17 protein-coding genes and 1 tRNA gene are annotated in these 16,811 nt (G+C 41.2%); 3 read left to right on the plus strand and 15 right to left on the minus strand.

Features of this window, described 5'->3' with window-relative positions; all coding sequences use genetic code 11:
• Positions 1–23 precede the first annotated feature (23 nt).
• Positions 24–1,343 (minus strand): D-alanyl-D-alanine carboxypeptidase family protein, encoded by a 1,320-nt coding sequence (locus tag BET01_RS12750; protein WP_120197200.1) that lies wholly within the window; start codon positions 1,341–1,343, stop codon positions 24–26.
• 113 nt (positions 1,344–1,456) lie between these two features.
• Between BET01_RS12750 and BET01_RS12755 the strand changes: the two genes are divergently transcribed.
• Positions 1,457–2,698: a DNA polymerase Y family protein gene (locus tag BET01_RS12755; RefSeq protein ID WP_120197201.1), complete on the plus strand. Its 1,242-nt coding sequence runs from the start codon at positions 1,457–1,459 to the stop codon at positions 2,696–2,698.
• Here BET01_RS12755 and BET01_RS12760 read toward each other — a convergent pair.
• Positions 2,689–3,567 carry a YitT family protein gene (locus BET01_RS12760; RefSeq protein ID WP_120197202.1) on the minus strand — a complete coding sequence of 293 codons (879 nt, stop codon included), beginning with the start codon at positions 3,565–3,567 and terminating at the stop codon, positions 2,689–2,691. The two genes, BET01_RS12755 and BET01_RS12760, sit on opposite strands and share 10 nt — an antisense overlap.
• 35 nt (positions 3,568–3,602) lie before the next feature.
• Positions 3,603–3,872: a U-box domain-containing protein 56 gene (locus BET01_RS12765; RefSeq protein WP_120197203.1), complete on the minus strand. Its 270-nt coding sequence runs from the start codon at positions 3,870–3,872 to the stop codon at positions 3,603–3,605.
• Between the two features lie 86 nt (positions 3,873–3,958).
• On the opposite strand from BET01_RS12765, the gene BET01_RS12770 reads away from it, so the two are divergent.
• Together BET01_RS12770 and BET01_RS12775 are read left to right on the plus strand one after the other, a co-directional pair.
• Positions 3,959–4,879, plus strand: coding sequence for an RluA family pseudouridine synthase (locus BET01_RS12770; RefSeq protein ID WP_120197204.1), 921 nt, complete (start codon positions 3,959–3,961; stop codon positions 4,877–4,879).
• A 109-nt stretch (positions 4,880–4,988) separates the two neighbouring features.
• Positions 4,989–5,567, plus strand: a complete 579-nt coding sequence (locus tag BET01_RS12775; protein WP_120197205.1) for a hypothetical protein — start codon at positions 4,989–4,991, stop codon at positions 5,565–5,567.
• A 50-nt stretch (positions 5,568–5,617) separates the two neighbouring features.
• On the opposite strand, the gene BET01_RS12780 is transcribed toward BET01_RS12775, so the two are convergent.
• The 12 genes from BET01_RS12780 to BET01_RS12835 form a co-directional block, all read right to left on the minus strand.
• Positions 5,618–5,950 (minus strand): DUF1292 domain-containing protein, encoded by a 333-nt coding sequence (locus BET01_RS12780; protein WP_120197206.1) that lies wholly within the window; start codon positions 5,948–5,950, stop codon positions 5,618–5,620.
• Positions 5,951–6,051: 101 nt separating this feature from the next.
• Entirely contained in the window at positions 6,052–6,576 is a 525-nt protein-coding gene (locus tag BET01_RS12785) for a cob(I)yrinic acid a,c-diamide adenosyltransferase (protein ID WP_207667614.1), read from the minus strand.
• 16 nt (positions 6,577–6,592) lie between these two features.
• Positions 6,593–8,437, minus strand: coding sequence for an ATP-dependent helicase (locus BET01_RS12790; protein ID WP_120197208.1), 1,845 nt, complete (start codon positions 8,435–8,437; stop codon positions 6,593–6,595).
• A 72-nt stretch (positions 8,438–8,509) separates the two neighbouring features.
• On the minus strand, positions 8,510–9,970 hold the full coding sequence (gene gltX / locus BET01_RS12795; RefSeq protein ID WP_120197209.1) for a glutamate--tRNA ligase: 1,461 nt from the start codon (positions 9,968–9,970) through the stop codon (positions 8,510–8,512).
• A 136-nt stretch (positions 9,971–10,106) separates the two neighbouring features.
• Positions 10,107–12,656: a transglycosylase domain-containing protein gene (locus tag BET01_RS12800; protein ID WP_120197210.1), complete on the minus strand. Its 2,550-nt coding sequence runs from the start codon at positions 12,654–12,656 to the stop codon at positions 10,107–10,109.
• Positions 12,657–12,735: 79 nt separating this feature from the next.
• Positions 12,736–12,808 (minus strand) — tRNA-Thr (locus tag BET01_RS12805).
• 177 nt (positions 12,809–12,985) lie between these two features.
• A complete protein-coding gene (locus BET01_RS12810; RefSeq protein ID WP_120197211.1) occupies positions 12,986–13,939 on the minus strand; it encodes an L-lactate dehydrogenase in 954 nt (317 codons plus the stop codon).
• A 68-nt stretch (positions 13,940–14,007) separates the two neighbouring features.
• Positions 14,008–15,075 (minus strand): type IV pilus twitching motility protein PilT, encoded by a 1,068-nt coding sequence (locus BET01_RS12815; RefSeq protein ID WP_120197212.1) that lies wholly within the window; start codon positions 15,073–15,075, stop codon positions 14,008–14,010.
• Positions 15,072–15,566 carry a short-chain dehydrogenase gene (locus BET01_RS12820; protein ID WP_120197213.1) on the minus strand — a complete coding sequence of 165 codons (495 nt, stop codon included), beginning with the start codon at positions 15,564–15,566 and terminating at the stop codon, positions 15,072–15,074. The genes BET01_RS12815 and BET01_RS12820 overlap by 4 nt, the downstream gene beginning before the upstream one ends.
• Positions 15,567–15,579: 13 nt before the next feature.
• On the minus strand, positions 15,580–15,990 hold the full coding sequence (locus tag BET01_RS12825) for a hypothetical protein (RefSeq protein WP_120197214.1): 411 nt from the start codon (positions 15,988–15,990) through the stop codon (positions 15,580–15,582).
• Complete coding sequence (locus BET01_RS12830) at positions 15,983–16,474, minus strand: DUF4860 domain-containing protein (RefSeq protein ID WP_120197215.1); 492 nt, start codon at positions 16,472–16,474, stop codon at positions 15,983–15,985. The genes BET01_RS12825 and BET01_RS12830 overlap by 8 nt, the downstream gene beginning before the upstream one ends.
• Positions 16,471–16,809 carry a hypothetical protein gene (locus BET01_RS12835; RefSeq protein ID WP_330512847.1) on the minus strand — a complete coding sequence of 113 codons (339 nt, stop codon included), beginning with the start codon at positions 16,807–16,809 and terminating at the stop codon, positions 16,471–16,473. The genes BET01_RS12830 and BET01_RS12835 overlap by 4 nt, the downstream gene beginning before the upstream one ends.
• Positions 16,810–16,811: the final 2 nt, after the last annotated feature.

Below are 16,811 nucleotides of genomic sequence, written 5' to 3' on the forward strand. Positions count from 1 at the left end.
CTCTAGTATACCATATTGAATTTTTAATAGAAAGAGAATATGGATTTACAACCTGGCATGGATAGATAGTTTTTTATAATGGTCTTTGCATACCAGAAAGCATTTAGTCGATTGGCACCTTCTTTTAAGGAGACGGGATAACTTTTTAAAACTTCTCCATTTAACAGGTAGACCACAGAACCAACCATCTGACCTTTTGTAACAGGAGCCTTTAATTCCCTCGGTATCTCAGTCTGTACCGTTACCTTTTCATCCTCCGCTAGAAGCATCTTTAGACTCTTTTCTTCTGAATCACTAATTCCACACGATACCATAACTGGTTCTTCCAGCCTGCCTGATGGGGGTACCCCTTCTTTTATATAGATATCTTCAAACCTAGTTTCCTGAAAAACATCTTTGTAATTGAAACGCTCTAACCCATATTGGAATAGCTTTCTGGCATCCGACCATTTATAGGTCTTATGAGGCGGCCACCCACACCCTAAAAGGGCAATGGTAAATACTCTATCGTCATCTTTTAAAGCACCAACATACGAATAACCGGCGCCTCCAGTGAAACCTGTTTTTCCAGAGATGGCTCCGTTCATGGAGTTTAAAAGTGCATTGTGGTTGTTGCAACTAAAGTTTTGTTTTCTTTTCAAATCCTGGAACGAATAGTTTTGAGTCCCAGTTATCTCCAGAAACTCCTTTTTTTTAGGTGACTGCCCGATGCAGTAATTCATGATTCTGGCAAGGTCTGCGGCAGTGGTGGAATGTTCCTTTACCTGTCCATCTTTTTCTTCCTTCGCATCTAACCCATTTGGCGTAATAAAATATGTATTGCTGCATCCCAAATCCTTTGCCTTGTCATTCATCATCTTAGCAAAACCTTCCATGCTTCCTCCCACATGCTCCGCAATCATCATTGCTGCATCATTATGGGACTCCAGCATCAAACTGTAAAGCAAGTCTTTTAAAAGGAATGTTTCCCCTTTGTAAACGCCTAAATGAACCTTAGGCTGAGAAGCTGCATTCTGACTCGCAGTTACTTCATCCGAGAGATTTCCGTACTCTAAGGCAACAATGCAGGTCATAATTTTAGTCGTACTGGCCATGGGACGTGCCAGCTCCTCATTCTTTCCATATAAAACGCGGCCTGTTGAGGCATCCATTAATACTGCGGATTGAGCATAAAGGTTTAATTCATCCTTAGTCTGAATGGGCTGTTTTTCTGTTTTCTCTTCTTCTACCGTTATTTTTTTGTTGGCAGTCTCTGTTTCTTTCAGGTTAGAAACTACAGTTCCCGTTATTAAAAGCAGAACAAAGGCTGTTGCTACCAGTAATGCTCCTATGACACGCCTCATAAAAGAGCCTCCCGCTTGACTTTATTTTATCCTATTCCGCAGTTTTTTTAAATATGCCCTTTACTTTTCGAACATATTTTCGGTATAATAAGATAGAAAGAAAGGAGTCTATTATGGAACTTAAGCGCCTGATTTTTCATATTGATGTAAATTCCGCTTTTTTAAGCTGGGAATCTGTAGACCGACTGGAAAAAGACCCAGACGCACTAGACCTTCGTACGATTCCTTCCGCAGTTGGAGGCGATGAAAAAGCCAGACACGGAATCGTGCTGGCGAAATCTACACCTGCTAAAAAATTTGGAATTACCACCGGAGAACCTCTCGTCCACGCTTTGAGAAAATGCCCTGATCTTACGATCGTACCTCCACACTTTGATACGTATTTAAGAAAATCACGACAACTCATGGATGTTTTATCCGATTATACGCCTGATATGGAAAAATTCAGCATAGACGAAGCGTTCCTTGATATGACCTCTACCATCCACCTATTTGGATCCCCCATTACTGTAGCAAACCAGATACGGGAACGGGTCTCAAAAGAACTTGGATTTACGGTTAATATTGGAATTGCACCCAACAAGCTTTTAGCAAAGATGGCTTCTGATTTTAAAAAACCAGACCTATGCCATACCCTGTTCGCCCATGAGATTGAGAAAAAGATGTGGCCACTTCCTATCGGAGAACTATTTTTTGTAGGTCACTCTGCAAGAAAAAAGATGGAAAATATTGGCATTCATAGCATCGGTGATTTAGCCGCCTGCAACGTCAGTTACTTGACTCGCCTTCTGGGGGAAAAGTATGCCATACTTATCCATAATTACGCCTGTGGAATTGATAATGATCCGGTAGAAGAACGAGAACCCTTAAACAAGGGGTACGGAAACAGCACCACTCTTTCCCATGATATCGAGGACTTAGATTCCGCTAACCAGGTTTTGTTGTCTTTATGCGAGACTGTGGGAGCAAGGCTTCGCCAAGATCACGTGCTATGCGACTGCGTTTGTGTGGAGATTAAGGACTGGGATTTTCACAGCCAGTCTCATCAAACCACCATAAATAATCCTACGGATTCTACATCAATCATTTATGAGACTGCCTGCAGGTTATTAAAGGATTTTTGGGACCGTACACCTCTTCGTCTTATTGGCGTGCGCACCACCAAAATAACGGAAGAAGGATACTGCCAGTTAAACCTTTTTGAGTCGGAGCAAGTTAGAAAAAGAAAAGAGATGGAAAAAGCAGTTGACCATATACGCAATAAGTTTGGGACTGACAGCGTGAAAAGAGCCAGCTTCTTAAAAGATGACCGCATTGTCGACCACGTATCAGGAAAAGAAAAGCATTACCACTGACCTCCGATTTCTTTAAATCCTTCCCCATAAACTTCATTGGAATCCGTTATAATCAAAAACGCCCCGGAATCCACTTCATGAATGGCTCTTCGAATGGGCACTACCTGTTTGTTATTGCAGGCGCACATAACAATCTTTTTATCATCCAGAGAGTAGGAACCTTGGCCATGCAAAAAAGTACAGCCTCTTCCGGTAACTTCTTCAATATGCAGTGCCACCTCTCTCTCATGATCAGTAACAACAAAGACCAATTTCCCCGCTCCCAGTCCATACATGATCTTATCTATGGCCATGGTCGTCACTATAGAAGAGACAAGACCAAGGATAACTGCATCAACATTTCTAAATACGAATCCTCCTAAGAGTATCACGATGACATCAATAACCAAAGAAATCTGGCCTATGGTAAAATGAGGAAATATCTTTCGGATGGCCATGACCAAGAAATCAGTTCCCCCAGTAGAGCAGTTTCTCATATAGACAATGGTCAGGCCTAATCCGGAAAAGATTCCGGTGCAGGCGGAGGCATAAAGAGGATCTCCATTATATACAGGAAAAAGAGGGACCACATAATCCAGAACCAAGGCGAATATAACCATGCTCTTCATGGATCGAAGCAAAAAGCGTCTTCCAAGAAGCCTATAGCTTACGAGTATAATAGGAATATTTAAGACTATAGTCATGATACCCATAGGCAGACCAAACAGATAACGCAAAATCAATGCGATACCTGATATCCCCACCGGAGCAAACTCTGCATTTAGGGCAAAATTATAGATAGCAATATTAAACAAAAGTGCTCCCACCACATCGCACAATAAATCAATTACTAATTCCTTTGGCGAGTATTTCTGACGAAATAAATTCATAAGTAATACGCCTCCATTTCCTATTTAATTATGGATTACAGAAAATAATCTTCTATCTCAAATTCTTTCTTTCCAATCTTCACCCGCTTGATAAGTACCACTACTTCTTCCTCTTCTTCCGAGCAGATTCCTACCGCTTCTACAACCGTCTTTCCATAGGATTCCTTTAAACTTACTTCTTTATCCATAATTCCCTGATCTGCCAAGGCTTCTGATAAATCAAGTAAAACTTCTTCCACATCTTCTTCTAGATGATTCTTTTCAAATTCCGCTTCTAACAAATCGTAAGTTTCCTGATTGAACATAAAATGTCCTCCTTTGTTTTATACAAGCTAATTATAACCTCTCGTTTTATCTTGTCAATCCCATGATGACATGATAAAATCCCTTTATGAAAATGACTATGACTTACCAAATAACACAACCTCATAATGATATGACAGTAGAACGGTATCTTCTAGATCAAGGATATTCCCAAAAACTCATCCGTCACCTGCGTAATACGGAAAATGGCTTGACCATTGATCAAAAGCTTGTATACACCATCCACAAGTTAAAGGAAGGAGATATTCTTACGGTTTTGATTTCTGAGGAGGAAAGTTCTGAGAATATTGTTCCCACAAAAATGCCTCTTCATATCGTCTATGAAGATGAACACCTTATGGTGGTGAATAAGGAGGCCGGAATTCCTATTCACCCATCCCAGGGTAATTTTTATAATACACTTGCCAATGGTATCGCCTATTATTTCAAAGAAAAAGGAGAGAATTTTATTTACCGGGCGATTAATCGGCTAGACCGAGATACCACAGGTCTTTTAATTCTGGCAAAAAATCCTTTCAGCGCATGCATTTTATCTGATATGGTAAAAAAAAGAGAGATCAGCCGTAGATATCTTGCCATTGTCTGCGGTAAGCTTCCAAAACAGGGAATAATAGATGCCCCCATCAGTCGAGTGGAAGGTTCTACTATAGAACGTTGTACAAGCCAAGATGGAGAAGAGGCCCGCACCCACTATAAGCGGTTATATTACGAGCCAACCACAGATCATTCCCTTGTAGGGCTTAAACTGGAGACAGGACGCACCCATCAGATTAGAGTTCACTTAAAGTCCATTGGGTTTCCTCTTCCTGGTGATTTTTTATACAATCCCGATTATCGATACATCAAGCGTCAGGCACTCCATTCCTTTCGTCTTGATTTCCTTCATCCAATCGAAAAAGTGCCTCTTTCTTTTGAGGCACCAATCCCTGAGGATATGCAATTTATGGGAATTACATCCGCAAAAGACCTATGGGATCGCGAGTTCTAAGTTTTAATGTATCCTACTAAATTATATTTTTTATAAAATATCTTAAATTTGCTATTATTTTCAATAATTTTTGACACAATATTAAGAGATAACTTTTGGGAGGTTCCATATGCTCTTAATAACCATAACCGCTTACATTATAATCCCCGTATATACTCTGCTCTTTGCCTGGGGAACTGATTGGTTTACTACGAATTTTTCTGTACTGGGAAACTTATACGGGCGAAAAAATATATTTTTGCTTTGGGGCATTATTGTGGGAACCTATTTTTACTGTGTACTAAAGCGAGTCATCTGCAACCTTCCCCGTAATGAAAAAGAGAAAGCCTTTAGCATAGCTGCCCTATTATTCCTGACCTTTGGAGTTTTAACTCCTTACTTACCAGATGCCCAGCCACTTCAATCCGTACTTCATGTGGTCTTATCCTTCATGGCTTCCTTTTCACTGCTTATCTGCCTGTACATGGTAATCTGGAAATTATACTGTATGAATCAGGCAGAGTATCAACCTTATCTCATCTGTATGATGGGAATCACTATGATATCTGCTGTTTTACTGGTAATCTCAGGCATTGTAAGCACAGCCCTTGAAATCTTTTTTATCTTGTCCTGTTCTGCACTTCTTCAAAAGCTTTACAGCAAAGTAAGCTCCCCCAGGTTATATTTTCGGTGGCCAGAAGAGCTATAATTCAAAACCGGGGCATGCCCACATAAGGACATGCCCCGGTTCTCAAACGATTATTCCTCGTCTTCGCCTACCAGTTCATCATATTCAGCTTCATCCAGTAATTGGTCAAAAGCATCTGCAACGATCTCATATTCATCATCATCTTCAATATTCTGAAGATCTGGTTGTCCGTCTTCGCTTTCAGAATAACGATACAGATACACTTCTCCTTCTTCTGCCTCAGGGCCTTCCATTGGTAGAAGTGCAATGTAGTCTCTCTCTGCTGCTGCAAAAATGGTAAGTACTACGCACTCCAGCTCTGATCCGTCATCCAAGGTAAGTGTTACTGTCATCTCCTCCTGGGATTCCATCTCTTCGTTTACTAAATTAGGATCCTGTGCCATCCTGTTACCTCTCTTTTTCAATTAATCTAGTTGTGGAGACATACATGTATGTCTGCCTACACTCTAACAGACAATTTATGAAAAATCAAGGGATTTTGCGTTTAATATTCAATTCCTCTTCTTGCATTAAGCCCCTGGTCATAGGGATGCTTTACCTTTTTAATCTCTGATACATAATCAGCCATAGTAACAAATGTTTGGGATGGGTTTCTTCCAGTCAAAACTACCTCCAGCCATTCTGGGCGTCCAGTGAGAAACTTAGAAACTTCTTCCTCATTCACCAGTCCATAGTTGCACACTGCCATAATCTCATCCATGACCAAAAGATCGTATTCCCCATCCACCGCTTTTATTAAGGTAGACTCAAGCAATTGGGAATAATAGATGGCTGCTTCTTTTTTTTGTTCCTCAGTCATTTTAGTAAAGAATCCAAAGCTCCGTTCGCAAGGCGTAACCGAGATACCAGGGATGTCACCTAAAGTTTTCACCTCACCAGAATGATCTGTCTTTAAAAAACGAGTGATAAGGACTTTTTTGCCGCAGCCAGCTGCCCGTACGGAAAGACCTATCGCTGCTGTTGTCTTCCCTTTTCCATCACCACAATAAATGTGTACGCAGGACTTCATCACCAATTCTCCTCTCTTAATCCCGATTGAGATACTCTTTTACAAAGCGGGAAACTTCTTGCTTTTTACTGTATCTTTCCCTGACATAATTGACATGAAGCCGTTCCTTGGCCCTTGTCATAGCTACATAAAACATCCGCCTCTCCTCTTCTAAATCAGCAGGAAGCACGGCCTTATGATGAGGGGTAACGCCTTCATTTGCATCTAAAATATAAACAATTTTGTATTCCAGCCCCTTAGAGCTATGCATGGTCATAAGGGCAACACCGTCTATACTCTGTCCTCGTTTCAATGCCTGGGCCCTAAGTTCTTCCCCATATTCTTTCATATGAAGGAACCACCGCTCATAAGTCGGATAACCTGCCGCGCTATCTTTCATCTGATCCAGGACCTCAAAAAGCTCCTCCGGTTTCATCCTTCGGTACTGAGCGTATTCTCTGATATAATCATCGTATCCAATCACTTTCCTGATATAGTTTATGGCAGCGATTGGGTCCATGGTTTTAATCATTCTAAGATCATATTCCATCTGTTCCACTCTCTCTATCATAAATCCCTTATCCTGATAAAAAGATTTTATAGATTCAAAGCTTACCGTTGGTCCTTCCAGAGCATCCCGGCTGATATAACGGTTTGGTCGGTTTAAAAACTGAAATACATTGGAACGGCTTAAATCTCCAAGGCTTCCCTTTATATAAGCTACAATGTTTTTACAGATCCAGTGATCATAGAGATTAGGGACAGAATCCTTCATGGAAAATGGTATATTGTATTCCATAAGCTTTTCAATGAGAAGCCCCGGTCCCATATTCGTACGGTAAAGAACCGCTATGTCTGACCAGGAAAAACCAGCTTTTTTATAGTCCATAATTTCCTGGACGATTTCCGAAGTCTCCTCTTTGGGATCTTGCCAGGTTCTTGTGATCACTGGCTTTCCGGGTCCTTTTTTTGGTACAATATTTTTAGGAAAACGCATTTCATTGTTCGATATTAATTTCCCGGCGGTCTTTACAATATCCCTAGTACTTCTGAAATTAATGTTTAAAAGAACTTTTTTAGCCCCCTTATAATCTTGTTCAAATCCCAGCATGATCTCAGGTTTTGCTCCCCGAAACCGGTAAATTGACTGATCGTCATCACCTACGATAAAAAGGTTATTTTGTGGTGATGCCAACATCCGAATGATTTCATACTGCACCCGATTGATATCCTGAAATTCATCTATCAGTATGTACTGATATTTTTTCTGCCATGCTTCTAAAATATCCTTTCTCTGAGTAAACAATTCATAGCACAGCACCAGCATATCGTCAAAATCAATCAGACCTGCTCGTCGCAAACGGTCTTCATATCCATGATAGAGCTGTTTAAAGATTTCCTCTGAGCAGTTTTTCGAGTAATAGTGTTCCAGTCCAATCATTTCCCCTTTTACCGAACTGATCTCAGTGAGAATTGACGCTACAAAATCCACTTCATCCTCTACCTCTACACTGCACTTATCCATCTCCTCTTTTATGTACTGGATCCTTTGATCTTCTCTTACAATACTTCTAGCATCATAACGATAGGCAAACTTTAGGATACGGAAAAAGATGGCATGAAATGTACCAAAGCTCACAGAGGTCGTTCTCCCACCCATAAGGTCTTCAAAACGGTCCTTCATTTCCCCTGCGGCTGATTTGGTGAACGTAATGACTAGGATATTTGCAGGATCCACACCCTGGTTTTTAATCAAATGACAGATGCGATGAGTAATAGTAAAGGTTTTCCCGGACCCTGGCCCGGCAAGTACCAGCATAGGACCTTTAAAATGAAGGATGGCTTCTTTTTGTGCTCCTTCGTAAATAACCTCTTCCTCCATATTTTCCTCCCTTGTGATGAAAGAAAAGCAGGGGCTCGGACGAACCGAAACCTCTGCTTCTCCTTTATTTGCTTATAAAGACTGGTTGCTCAAAAGTTTTATTCCTTTTCGGATCCTGCTTAAAGATTCCTCTTTGCCAAGGACCTCCATAATCTCAGTTGCACCAGCAGGTGTCATCTGCTTACCAGATACAGCGGTGCGAATTGGCCACATAACAAAACCTGTCTTATATTCTTTTTCTGCAACATACTTTGAAAGTACGCCATAAAGAGCATCATTGCTATAATCCTCCTGAGCTTCCAGGATAGGTAGGATCTCCTCTAGTAAAGCAAGAGAGGTCTCGCTGCCTGTCTTCATCTTTTTATTGGTGTACATGGATAGATCGTATTCCGGCAGGGATTCAAAGAAATCAATAAGATCCGCAATGTCTGGGAAAACTTCAATTCTGGTCTTCACCATAGAAGCGATTTTCTTAAGATTCATATCTTTTTTAATTACTGCTTTTATATGAGACTCTGCAAGCTCATAAAATTGATCCAAATCCATGGATTTCATATATTCGCTGTTCATCCATTTCAGCTTTGTCATATCAAATACAGCCGGAGATTTACTTAAATTATGGTAATCAAATTCCTTTATCAGCTCATCAAGGGTAAATATCTCCTGATTGCCTTCTGGAGACCAGCCTAATAATGCTACATAATTAACGACTGCCTCTGAGATAAAGCCCTGCTCAATGAGATCCTCATAAGATGCATGTCCGCTTCTTTTGCTTAGCTTTTTGTGCTCCTCATTGGTAATCAGAGGGCAATGGACATAGACTGGAACTTCCCAGCCAAACGCTTCATAAAGACGATTATATTTAGGGGAAGAGGACAAATATTCATTTCCTCTAACCACATGAGTAATGCCCATTAAATGGTCATCTACCACGTTAGCGAAATTATATGTGGGATACCCATCGGACTTAATTAATACCATATCGTCAAGTTCTGAATTGTCTACGGAAATATCTCCATAAATCTCATCATGAAAGGTAGTTTTCCCCTCGGTAGGATTGTTCTGGCGGATGACATAAGCAATACCTGAAGCCAGCTTCTCTTCTACTTCTTCTTTGGAAAGGTGAAGACAGTGCTTATCATATGTCATAATCTCCTGTCCATCTACCACCTTTTTTAAGGTATCTAGTCTTTCCTGGTTACAGAAGCAGTAATACGCTTCTCCCTTTTCAATCAGCTTCTTTGCATAATCCAGATAGATACCGGATGCCTGGCGCTCACTCTGAACATAGGGGCCCACGCCTCCGTCTTTATCCGGACCTTCGTCGTGAATCAAACGAGTCTCTTCCAAGGTTCTGTAAATAATCTCGACTGCGCCTTCTACAAAACGTTCCTGGTCTGTATCTTCTATACGGAGAAGAAAATCACCGCCTTCATGTTTTGCAATTAGGTAAGCATACATTGCAGTTCTTAAATTACCTACGTGCATGCGGCCTGTAGGACTCGGTGCGTATCTTGTTCTTATTTTACTCATTGTGAACACACTCCTATATCTTCTTTCTTATGATGGGCCAGCCCAAATGACTGGCTCTTTGGCAATTTAATTGCCGCATAGCCCATTATATACCCAACTACTGGAAAAAACAATGTTTTGAAGCAATTATCATAGATTACATACCCGGTTCCTCCTGGACTGGACCATAATCGAAACCGCCTGGACTTCCATCTGGCTGCCCCACCCCACCGGGATCCATATCTCCAGGAAAAACAGGGGTTGTAGTTTCAACTGGCTTTGTCATACCAGGACCAATCTCCTGAGGTTTTGTGGTAGACTCTTCCTTTTTTGGAAGAGACATGGCATGGTTAATCGCGCTCTCTAACTGAGGTTTTAAGCCATCATAGTACTCCGTACCAACCAACTGTTCAAGTAGCTTTCGAGCTGTATTTATCTTATCATCGGTTGTGCTGTCCCGGTATTGAAGTCCATTTAATTCCGCAATGGTAGCCGAAATTGCAGCCGCAGCCTGATCTGCTGCCATCTTTGATGCTTGGGCTGATTCTAAGTTTTTCTGGGATTGGGAATCTAGCTTTTTACGCTCTTCCTCCTGCTGCCACTTTGAAGAATCGGATCTTGCTGCTGCTTCTGCTATGGAAGAGAATAAATCCTTTCTTCCTGTCTCACTGGTTGTTTTCTCTCCTATGGAGTCTACATTTGACAAGGATACCGTTGCTGGCATATCCCAGTCCATGGCAGGAAGATCTTTGTTGATCTCAGCCATGAAATCGTGCCATATTCTTCCGGAATAAGTCTTACCGTAAACACCTGGCATCGCTTTTGGAGTATCGTATCCTACCCAGATAGCAGTTGTGTAATACTTCGTATAACCACAAAACCAGGTATCTTTGTTGCTATTAGTGGTACCAGTTTTACCTGCTGCCGGAACATTAAGGCCAAGACCAGCTCCTGTTCCGTAAGGCTTATCAAGTGTTCCCTTTAAGACATCCGTGACCATGTATGCAGTATCCTCTGTAAAGATCCGGTCATCTGCCTGATTTTGGTTATAAACCTCACCATCATACTGGCTTTTAATGCTAGTGATACAGGATTTGTTGCTGTACATTCCTTTGTTTGCCAGTACGGCATATCCTTTTGCCATGTCAACAACTCTTGCTCCCTCGGTGAAGCCACCAATACTCATACTGGTATTTCCGTTATCCATATAGCTTAAGCCGATAAAACGCATTTTTCCAAGATATGCGATCCCCTTATCCACACCAATATCTGCAAGTACCTGCCATGCAACCGTGTTTAAACTTCGGTTTAAGGCTTCCCTGACTGAAATAGGGCCAAAATACTTACCACCACTGTTTTTAGGTCCTTTATCAAATAAATTATCGTTTACCAGTCTGGAAGGATAATAAAATCCGCTTTCAAAGGCTGGAGCATAGTCTATCAGAGGCTTAATGGTGGAACCTGGTTGTCGTTTGCTTAGAAAACCTCTATTATATTCATCATCAGTTCCACGACCTCCTACAATGGCTACCACATAGCCGGTTCGGTTGTCGATACAAACAGCCGCTCCTTGAAGAGCAAGCTTACCATTCTCCTGAACGTCCTTGAATTTCTTAAGCCGCTCATCAATATTGCTTTGAAGTAGATTCTGAATATTAGTATCAAGGCTTGTATGTATTTCAAACCCGCCTTTTCTTATCATATCGCTTTTTGTTTGGTAAACCTCTTGATACTGTTCCTTATAGGCATCGTAAGCTGTCTTATTATTAAATACATATTTAAATACAAACCCATCATTCTTCATGAGTTCTAAAGTAGTCGAATGAATGGCATAGCTGGTCTGATAATTTTCCTTCATTCCAGGTTCGTATATCTTTGCCACGGTTAAAGGCTGTTCTTTTGCAAAAGTACTTTCTTCTTCTGTAATCAGTTTACGCAGTGCCATATTGCTAATGATCTGATTTCTCTTTTTCTGAGATGTCTCAGGATGGGCTACGGGATCGTATTTTGATGGATTGTTGCTAATTCCCGCAAGGGTAGCAGCTTCCCAAATAGTCAGGTCCTTGGCTTCCTTATCAAAGTAATACCTACTGGCCTCTGATACACCATAGCAGCGATTGGCATAGTAGTTGGTGTTGCAATAAAATTCCAGGATCTCTGGCTTAGAGTATTTTTTCTCCATCTGAGGTGCTGCAAAAAATTCTGTCAGCTTTCTTTGAAACGTCCTCTCCTGAGATAAATAAGTATTCTTAATTACCTGCTGAGTTATGGTGCTTCCTCCCTGGGTAATGGTTCCCTTATTCTTTACATATACTAATCCAGCACGGAGAAGGCCTATATAATCAATTCCATGATGCTTATAAAACCGCCTGTCCTCCTGAGCGATATAAGCATTCTGAAGACTTTCGTTGATTTCCGCAATCGGTACATACTCATAATGACCTGAATTAATGGTTCCTATTAACGTACCGGAGGAATCGTATATTCTCGTGTCAGTAGGCTGCGAAAAATCAGACTTGCTTGTCTTACTCATAATAGACTCTGCTTTTTCTTTGCAAGCTAAAATTTCTTTTTGATATTTTAAAAACACGGCGCCGCCAGCCAAGCATCCTAAAACCATGACTGCCAGAAACGTATAAAGAATGATTTTTATTGGTTTTAAAAATATGGACCACTTACTTTTTTTCTTCTTTCTTGTTTTTTTCATATCCGTGCGCCTCCTTCTTTTCATTTTTATATGACAAAAACGGGAAGTCTCATAACTAAGACTTCCCGTTTGTTTTCAGAGCTGCTGACGGGAATCGGACCCGTGACCTCCTCACTACCAATGAGGTGCGCTACCATCTGTGCCACAGCAGCATCTATATGGTTCTACCTTCGAACCTCGTATATCATAGCATGGGAAAATCTCTTTGTCAATATCATTTTAAAGTTTTTACATTAATGCAAATAATTACAAAAATTTCATTATTAAAGACTTGAGAACGAGGAAGAAATGACCTAACAGCTCTCCCCTCGTTCCAAAACATGTCCTCGTTAAAGAATCCCTTCAAAGCTTTCCCGAAGGGTATTACAGGAATTATTAAGATGTTCCTTCTCATCCTCTGTTAAGGTTAAAGAAAGGACCCTCTGGATTCCATTTTTATTTATGATACATGGTACACCTGCGTATACCTCTGACTGTCCGTATTCTCCACGAAGCATAGCTGATACGGTAAACACGCTGTTTTCATCTCCTAATATAGCCTTTGTAATTCTGGTAAGAGCCATACCGATTCCATAATAGGTGGCCTGTTTTGCTTCTATAATTTTATAAGCAGCTCCACGTACATCTTCCTCTATGCGCTTTAATTCCTCACGGCTTACCATATCTTCTTCTCCACCGGATCCACAAAGAGACAATATTGGCTTTGTGGCTATCATAGCCTGACTCCATGGAACAAACTCACTATCTCCATGCTCTCCAATTACATAAGCATGCACATTCCTTGGGTCTACTCTTAAGGATTCTCCAAGAAGATACCGAAGCCTTGCCGTATCAAGAGTGGTTCCGCTTCCGATGACCCTTTTGGGATTAAATCCAGATAAGGAATAGGTGATTCTTGTCATAATGTCCACCGGATTCGTCGCTACAAGAAAAATACCGTTGAAACCGGATTCTGTCACTGGTTCCACAATGGAACGAAATACAGAAGCATTTCGTTTTAACAGATCAAGTCTGGTTTCTCCTGGTTTTTGAGCCACTCCTGCACAAATAACAACGATATCTGCATCGGAGCAATCTCTGTATTCTCCAGCATAGATTTTCATATTGGAAGAAGAAAAAGCAAGACCATGATTTAAATCCATCGCTTCCCCTTCTGCCCTCTTTTTATTAAGATCAATCAATACTAATTCATCACAGATTCCCTGGTTTAACATGGAATACGCATAGCTCATCCCTACCATACCTGTGCCGACCAATGCAACTTTTCTTTTATCTGTTCTCATAATCAATCACGCTCCTGTCATTGTCATTGTTATAGTTATTTTATCGTTTGATCCAGAAAGTATACACCTTACATTCCCCGGTCAATCTTTTTAGCCATTAATTCACTGTTGCTGCTGTAAATAACTGCATTTTCACGGGTAATCTTTCCTTCCCGGTACAAGTTTAAAAGGCTGGAATCCATAGATACCATTCCTTCCGACTGACCAGTTGCTATGACAGAATCGATCTGATGGGTTTTTGACTCTCGGATCATATTACGGATTGCATTATTAAAAAACATAATTTCAAATGCTGGCTCCACGTTTCCATCCGTGTTAGGTATGAGCTGCTGGGAGACTACCGCCTGGACCACCATAGAAAGCTGCATCCGAATCTGCTGTTGCTGATTGGATGGAAAGCTGTCGATGATCCGGTCTATGGTATTAGCTGCACCTACCGTATGAAGCGTCGATATGACCAGATGACCGGTTTCTGCCGCCGTCATGGCGATACGGATCGTCTCATAATCTCTCATCTCTCCCACAAGGATGACATCAGGCGCCTGCCTAAGTGCTGACCGTAAGCCAGTTACATAACTGTCTGTATCTGTGGTAATCTCCCGCTGGGTCACTACGCTTTGCTTGTGACGATGAAGATACTCAAGAGGATCTTCCAGGGTAATAACATGGGCATTCCTGGTATTGTTGATTTTATCTATGATACAGGCAAGTGTGGTTGTCTTTCCGCTTCCCGCAGGCCCTGTCACAAGTACAAACCCTTTGTTCATTCTTGCTACATCCATGACTGTTTCAGGAATATGAAGTTCCTTATAATCTGGAAGATCAAAGGTGACCACTCGTATCACCGCCGCCAGTGAACCCCTTTGACGAAATACACTGGACCTGAATCTGCATATACCAGGTAAGGCAAAGGAAAAATCATCATCCCCATGCTCCCTTACCTTTTCCATGCTCCGGTTCCCTGCCAGATCATATAATTCCTCAATTAAAGCTTCCATCTGAGCTGGAAACAGCTTTTCTTCATTCTGGTATACGATCCTGCTCCCTATCTTATAAGAAAATGGCATGCCTGGAACAAGAAATATATCTGACGCTTTCTTAGCCACGGCTGCATTCAATAATTCAACTACCTTCATTTTCCCGTCTCCTGCTTATTTGATTCCCCTCCGTCCCAAACGGGCATGGTAGTATCAACCGCATAATCTTCGGTCTGAATCACCTTCCATTTCGCCACCCGGACGCCTCCTTCTCCATCAAAGCTTGGAGAAAGTTCAATGGAAAGGGCTTGGGAATGTGCCATTGGTATCTCGGTTGACACAGTCTTATTCTCTGGGTTGTAATAATCCCCCAGTTCCTGTTTCAAGACTTCTTCATATCCCCCAGGATCTATTACGCTTCTCTTTATTTCTTTTACATCTTCTAGAACCATCTGGTAAAATTCTTCTCCCTCAACGTCTGTTAAGTAGTATTCAGTCACTGCAGAAGCATTGCGATGTGCCAGGTCCCTCTCACTTTTTGCTGCACTTAGTGAAAGCATTCCAAATGTCACAAGGCACATAACAATAAAAATTAGAATGAGGGAAGGACCGCCAATACTGGCTCTATAAGTTATTTCTCTTTTTGCCATATTCCCACCTCCATCAGCCACCGTTTTCATGGCGCTTTACTGTAAGGCTATACAGAACCTTCTCGCCTTTTTTTATTGCCAGGATCATCTCATCTTTTTCCTGAAAATCAGCTTCTGCGACAAACACAGCCTGACCGCTTGTGATAGCGTCCCCATTCCTATCGAATTTCATAAGGTAAGAATCTGCTTTTGCATCTCCTTCTTGTAGAGAAAAAATTTCCTTTAATCCTTCATTTCCTCTTTCTTTATAAACCTCACCTGAACTTTGTGCAATCAAAACAGCTCTGTTTAAATCAGCCGCTTCCCGGCTCATAAGATCTGCCTTTACAAAGATCCTGGTGCATATTCCAGCACAGAGAAGAAAGAAAAAAACAACACCTATCATTTCCATAAGAAATACACCTGAATGACTTTTTCTATTCATCTTGTACTCCTTTACTTCGTAAGGAAAGCCATAGAGAACCGCCCTCGTTTCCTTGGGTTCTTATATGAAGAAGACCGTTATTCATCTCCATAGAGACAGGACTGCAAGATAAAATCTCATTGCCTTCTCCCAAAAGAAGTCCACTGCCCTCATCAGAGAATAGTTCCCATAATTTTCCATCCTGATAATAAATAGATGTTACATAGACAGAACCCTCTATGTCTTGTTTTATCTCAAGAACCTTAGTGCCTGACTCTTCTTTTAAAGAAACACTGCCAGCTTCATCTCCCTGTCTAACTTTGTTGGCGATATAGCTTAGAGCCACGTCCTCACGGTAAGTCATTTCCGTCCTATTATTAATATTCTCATATACTTTTCCACCCATAAGAACCAAAAACAGAGCGCTTAATACAAATACAAGAAACAATAAAAGGGTGAAAAGGGCGCCTGTCAGCCGGACTCTTTTGTCATCGTTCCCGCTCATTTGCCACCTCCCGGTGATTCTTCATGTAGATTGACGGTGATATCCGGCATAAAATTTGAGGCGAAACCACTGTAAAAAACATCATACCGTTCCTTGTCAATCTGTATTCCATAATGTTGCGCCAGATACTCCAAACTGGGTGGATATCTCCCCTCAATGGCGTAGCATTGAACCGATGCTCTCCGCAGAGCATCCTGAAGAGTATCTGCTCCTTTTGTATCTGCCTTTTGGGAAAAAAGCAAAATCCCCATTATGAAAGCCACAATCATACAAGGGAATAGGGCAAGAGAAAGAAAATTGCCTAGAACTTCTTTTAAGGAATTTCTATACTTCACTA

The sequence above is a fragment of the Lacrimispora algidixylanolytica genome, assembly GCF_003609635.1.
GTDB classification, from domain to species: Bacteria; Bacillota; Clostridia; order Lachnospirales; family Lachnospiraceae; genus Lacrimispora; species Lacrimispora algidixylanolytica.

Excerpts from the sequence above, each read along its gene's own strand:
- BET01_RS12750 (WP_120197200.1), bottom strand. The coding sequence starts at position 1,343 with ATGAGGCGTGTCATAGGAGCATTACTGGTAGCAACAGCCTTTGTTCTG.
- BET01_RS12755 (WP_120197201.1), top strand. The coding sequence starts at position 1,457 with ATGGAACTTAAGCGCCTGATTTTTCATATTGATGTAAATTCCGCTTTT.
- BET01_RS12760 (WP_120197202.1), bottom strand. The coding sequence starts at position 3,567 with ATGAATTTATTTCGTCAGAAATACTCGCCAAAGGAATTAGTAATTGAT.
- BET01_RS12765 (WP_120197203.1), bottom strand. The coding sequence starts at position 3,872 with ATGTTCAATCAGGAAACTTACGATTTGTTAGAAGCGGAATTTGAAAAG.
- BET01_RS12770 (WP_120197204.1), top strand. The coding sequence starts at position 3,959 with ATGAAAATGACTATGACTTACCAAATAACACAACCTCATAATGATATG.
- BET01_RS12775 (WP_120197205.1), top strand. The coding sequence starts at position 4,989 with ATGCTCTTAATAACCATAACCGCTTACATTATAATCCCCGTATATACT.
- BET01_RS12780 (WP_120197206.1), bottom strand. The coding sequence starts at position 5,950 with ATGGCACAGGATCCTAATTTAGTAAACGAAGAGATGGAATCCCAGGAG.
- BET01_RS12785 (WP_207667614.1), bottom strand. The coding sequence starts at position 6,576 with ATGAAGTCCTGCGTACACATTTATTGTGGTGATGGAAAAGGGAAGACA.
- BET01_RS12790 (WP_120197208.1), bottom strand. The coding sequence starts at position 8,437 with ATGGAGGAAGAGGTTATTTACGAAGGAGCACAAAAAGAAGCCATCCTT.
- gltX (WP_120197209.1), bottom strand. The coding sequence starts at position 9,970 with ATGAGTAAAATAAGAACAAGATACGCACCGAGTCCTACAGGCCGCATG.
- BET01_RS12800 (WP_120197210.1), bottom strand. The coding sequence starts at position 12,656 with ATGAAAAAAACAAGAAAGAAGAAAAAAAGTAAGTGGTCCATATTTTTA.
- BET01_RS12810 (WP_120197211.1), bottom strand. The coding sequence starts at position 13,939 with ATGAGAACAGATAAAAGAAAAGTTGCATTGGTCGGCACAGGTATGGTA.
- BET01_RS12815 (WP_120197212.1), bottom strand. The coding sequence starts at position 15,075 with ATGAAGGTAGTTGAATTATTGAATGCAGCCGTGGCTAAGAAAGCGTCA.
- BET01_RS12820 (WP_120197213.1), bottom strand. The coding sequence starts at position 15,566 with ATGGCAAAAAGAGAAATAACTTATAGAGCCAGTATTGGCGGTCCTTCC.
- BET01_RS12825 (WP_120197214.1), bottom strand. The coding sequence starts at position 15,990 with ATGAATAGAAAAAGTCATTCAGGTGTATTTCTTATGGAAATGATAGGT.
- BET01_RS12830 (WP_120197215.1), bottom strand. The coding sequence starts at position 16,474 with ATGAGCGGGAACGATGACAAAAGAGTCCGGCTGACAGGCGCCCTTTTC.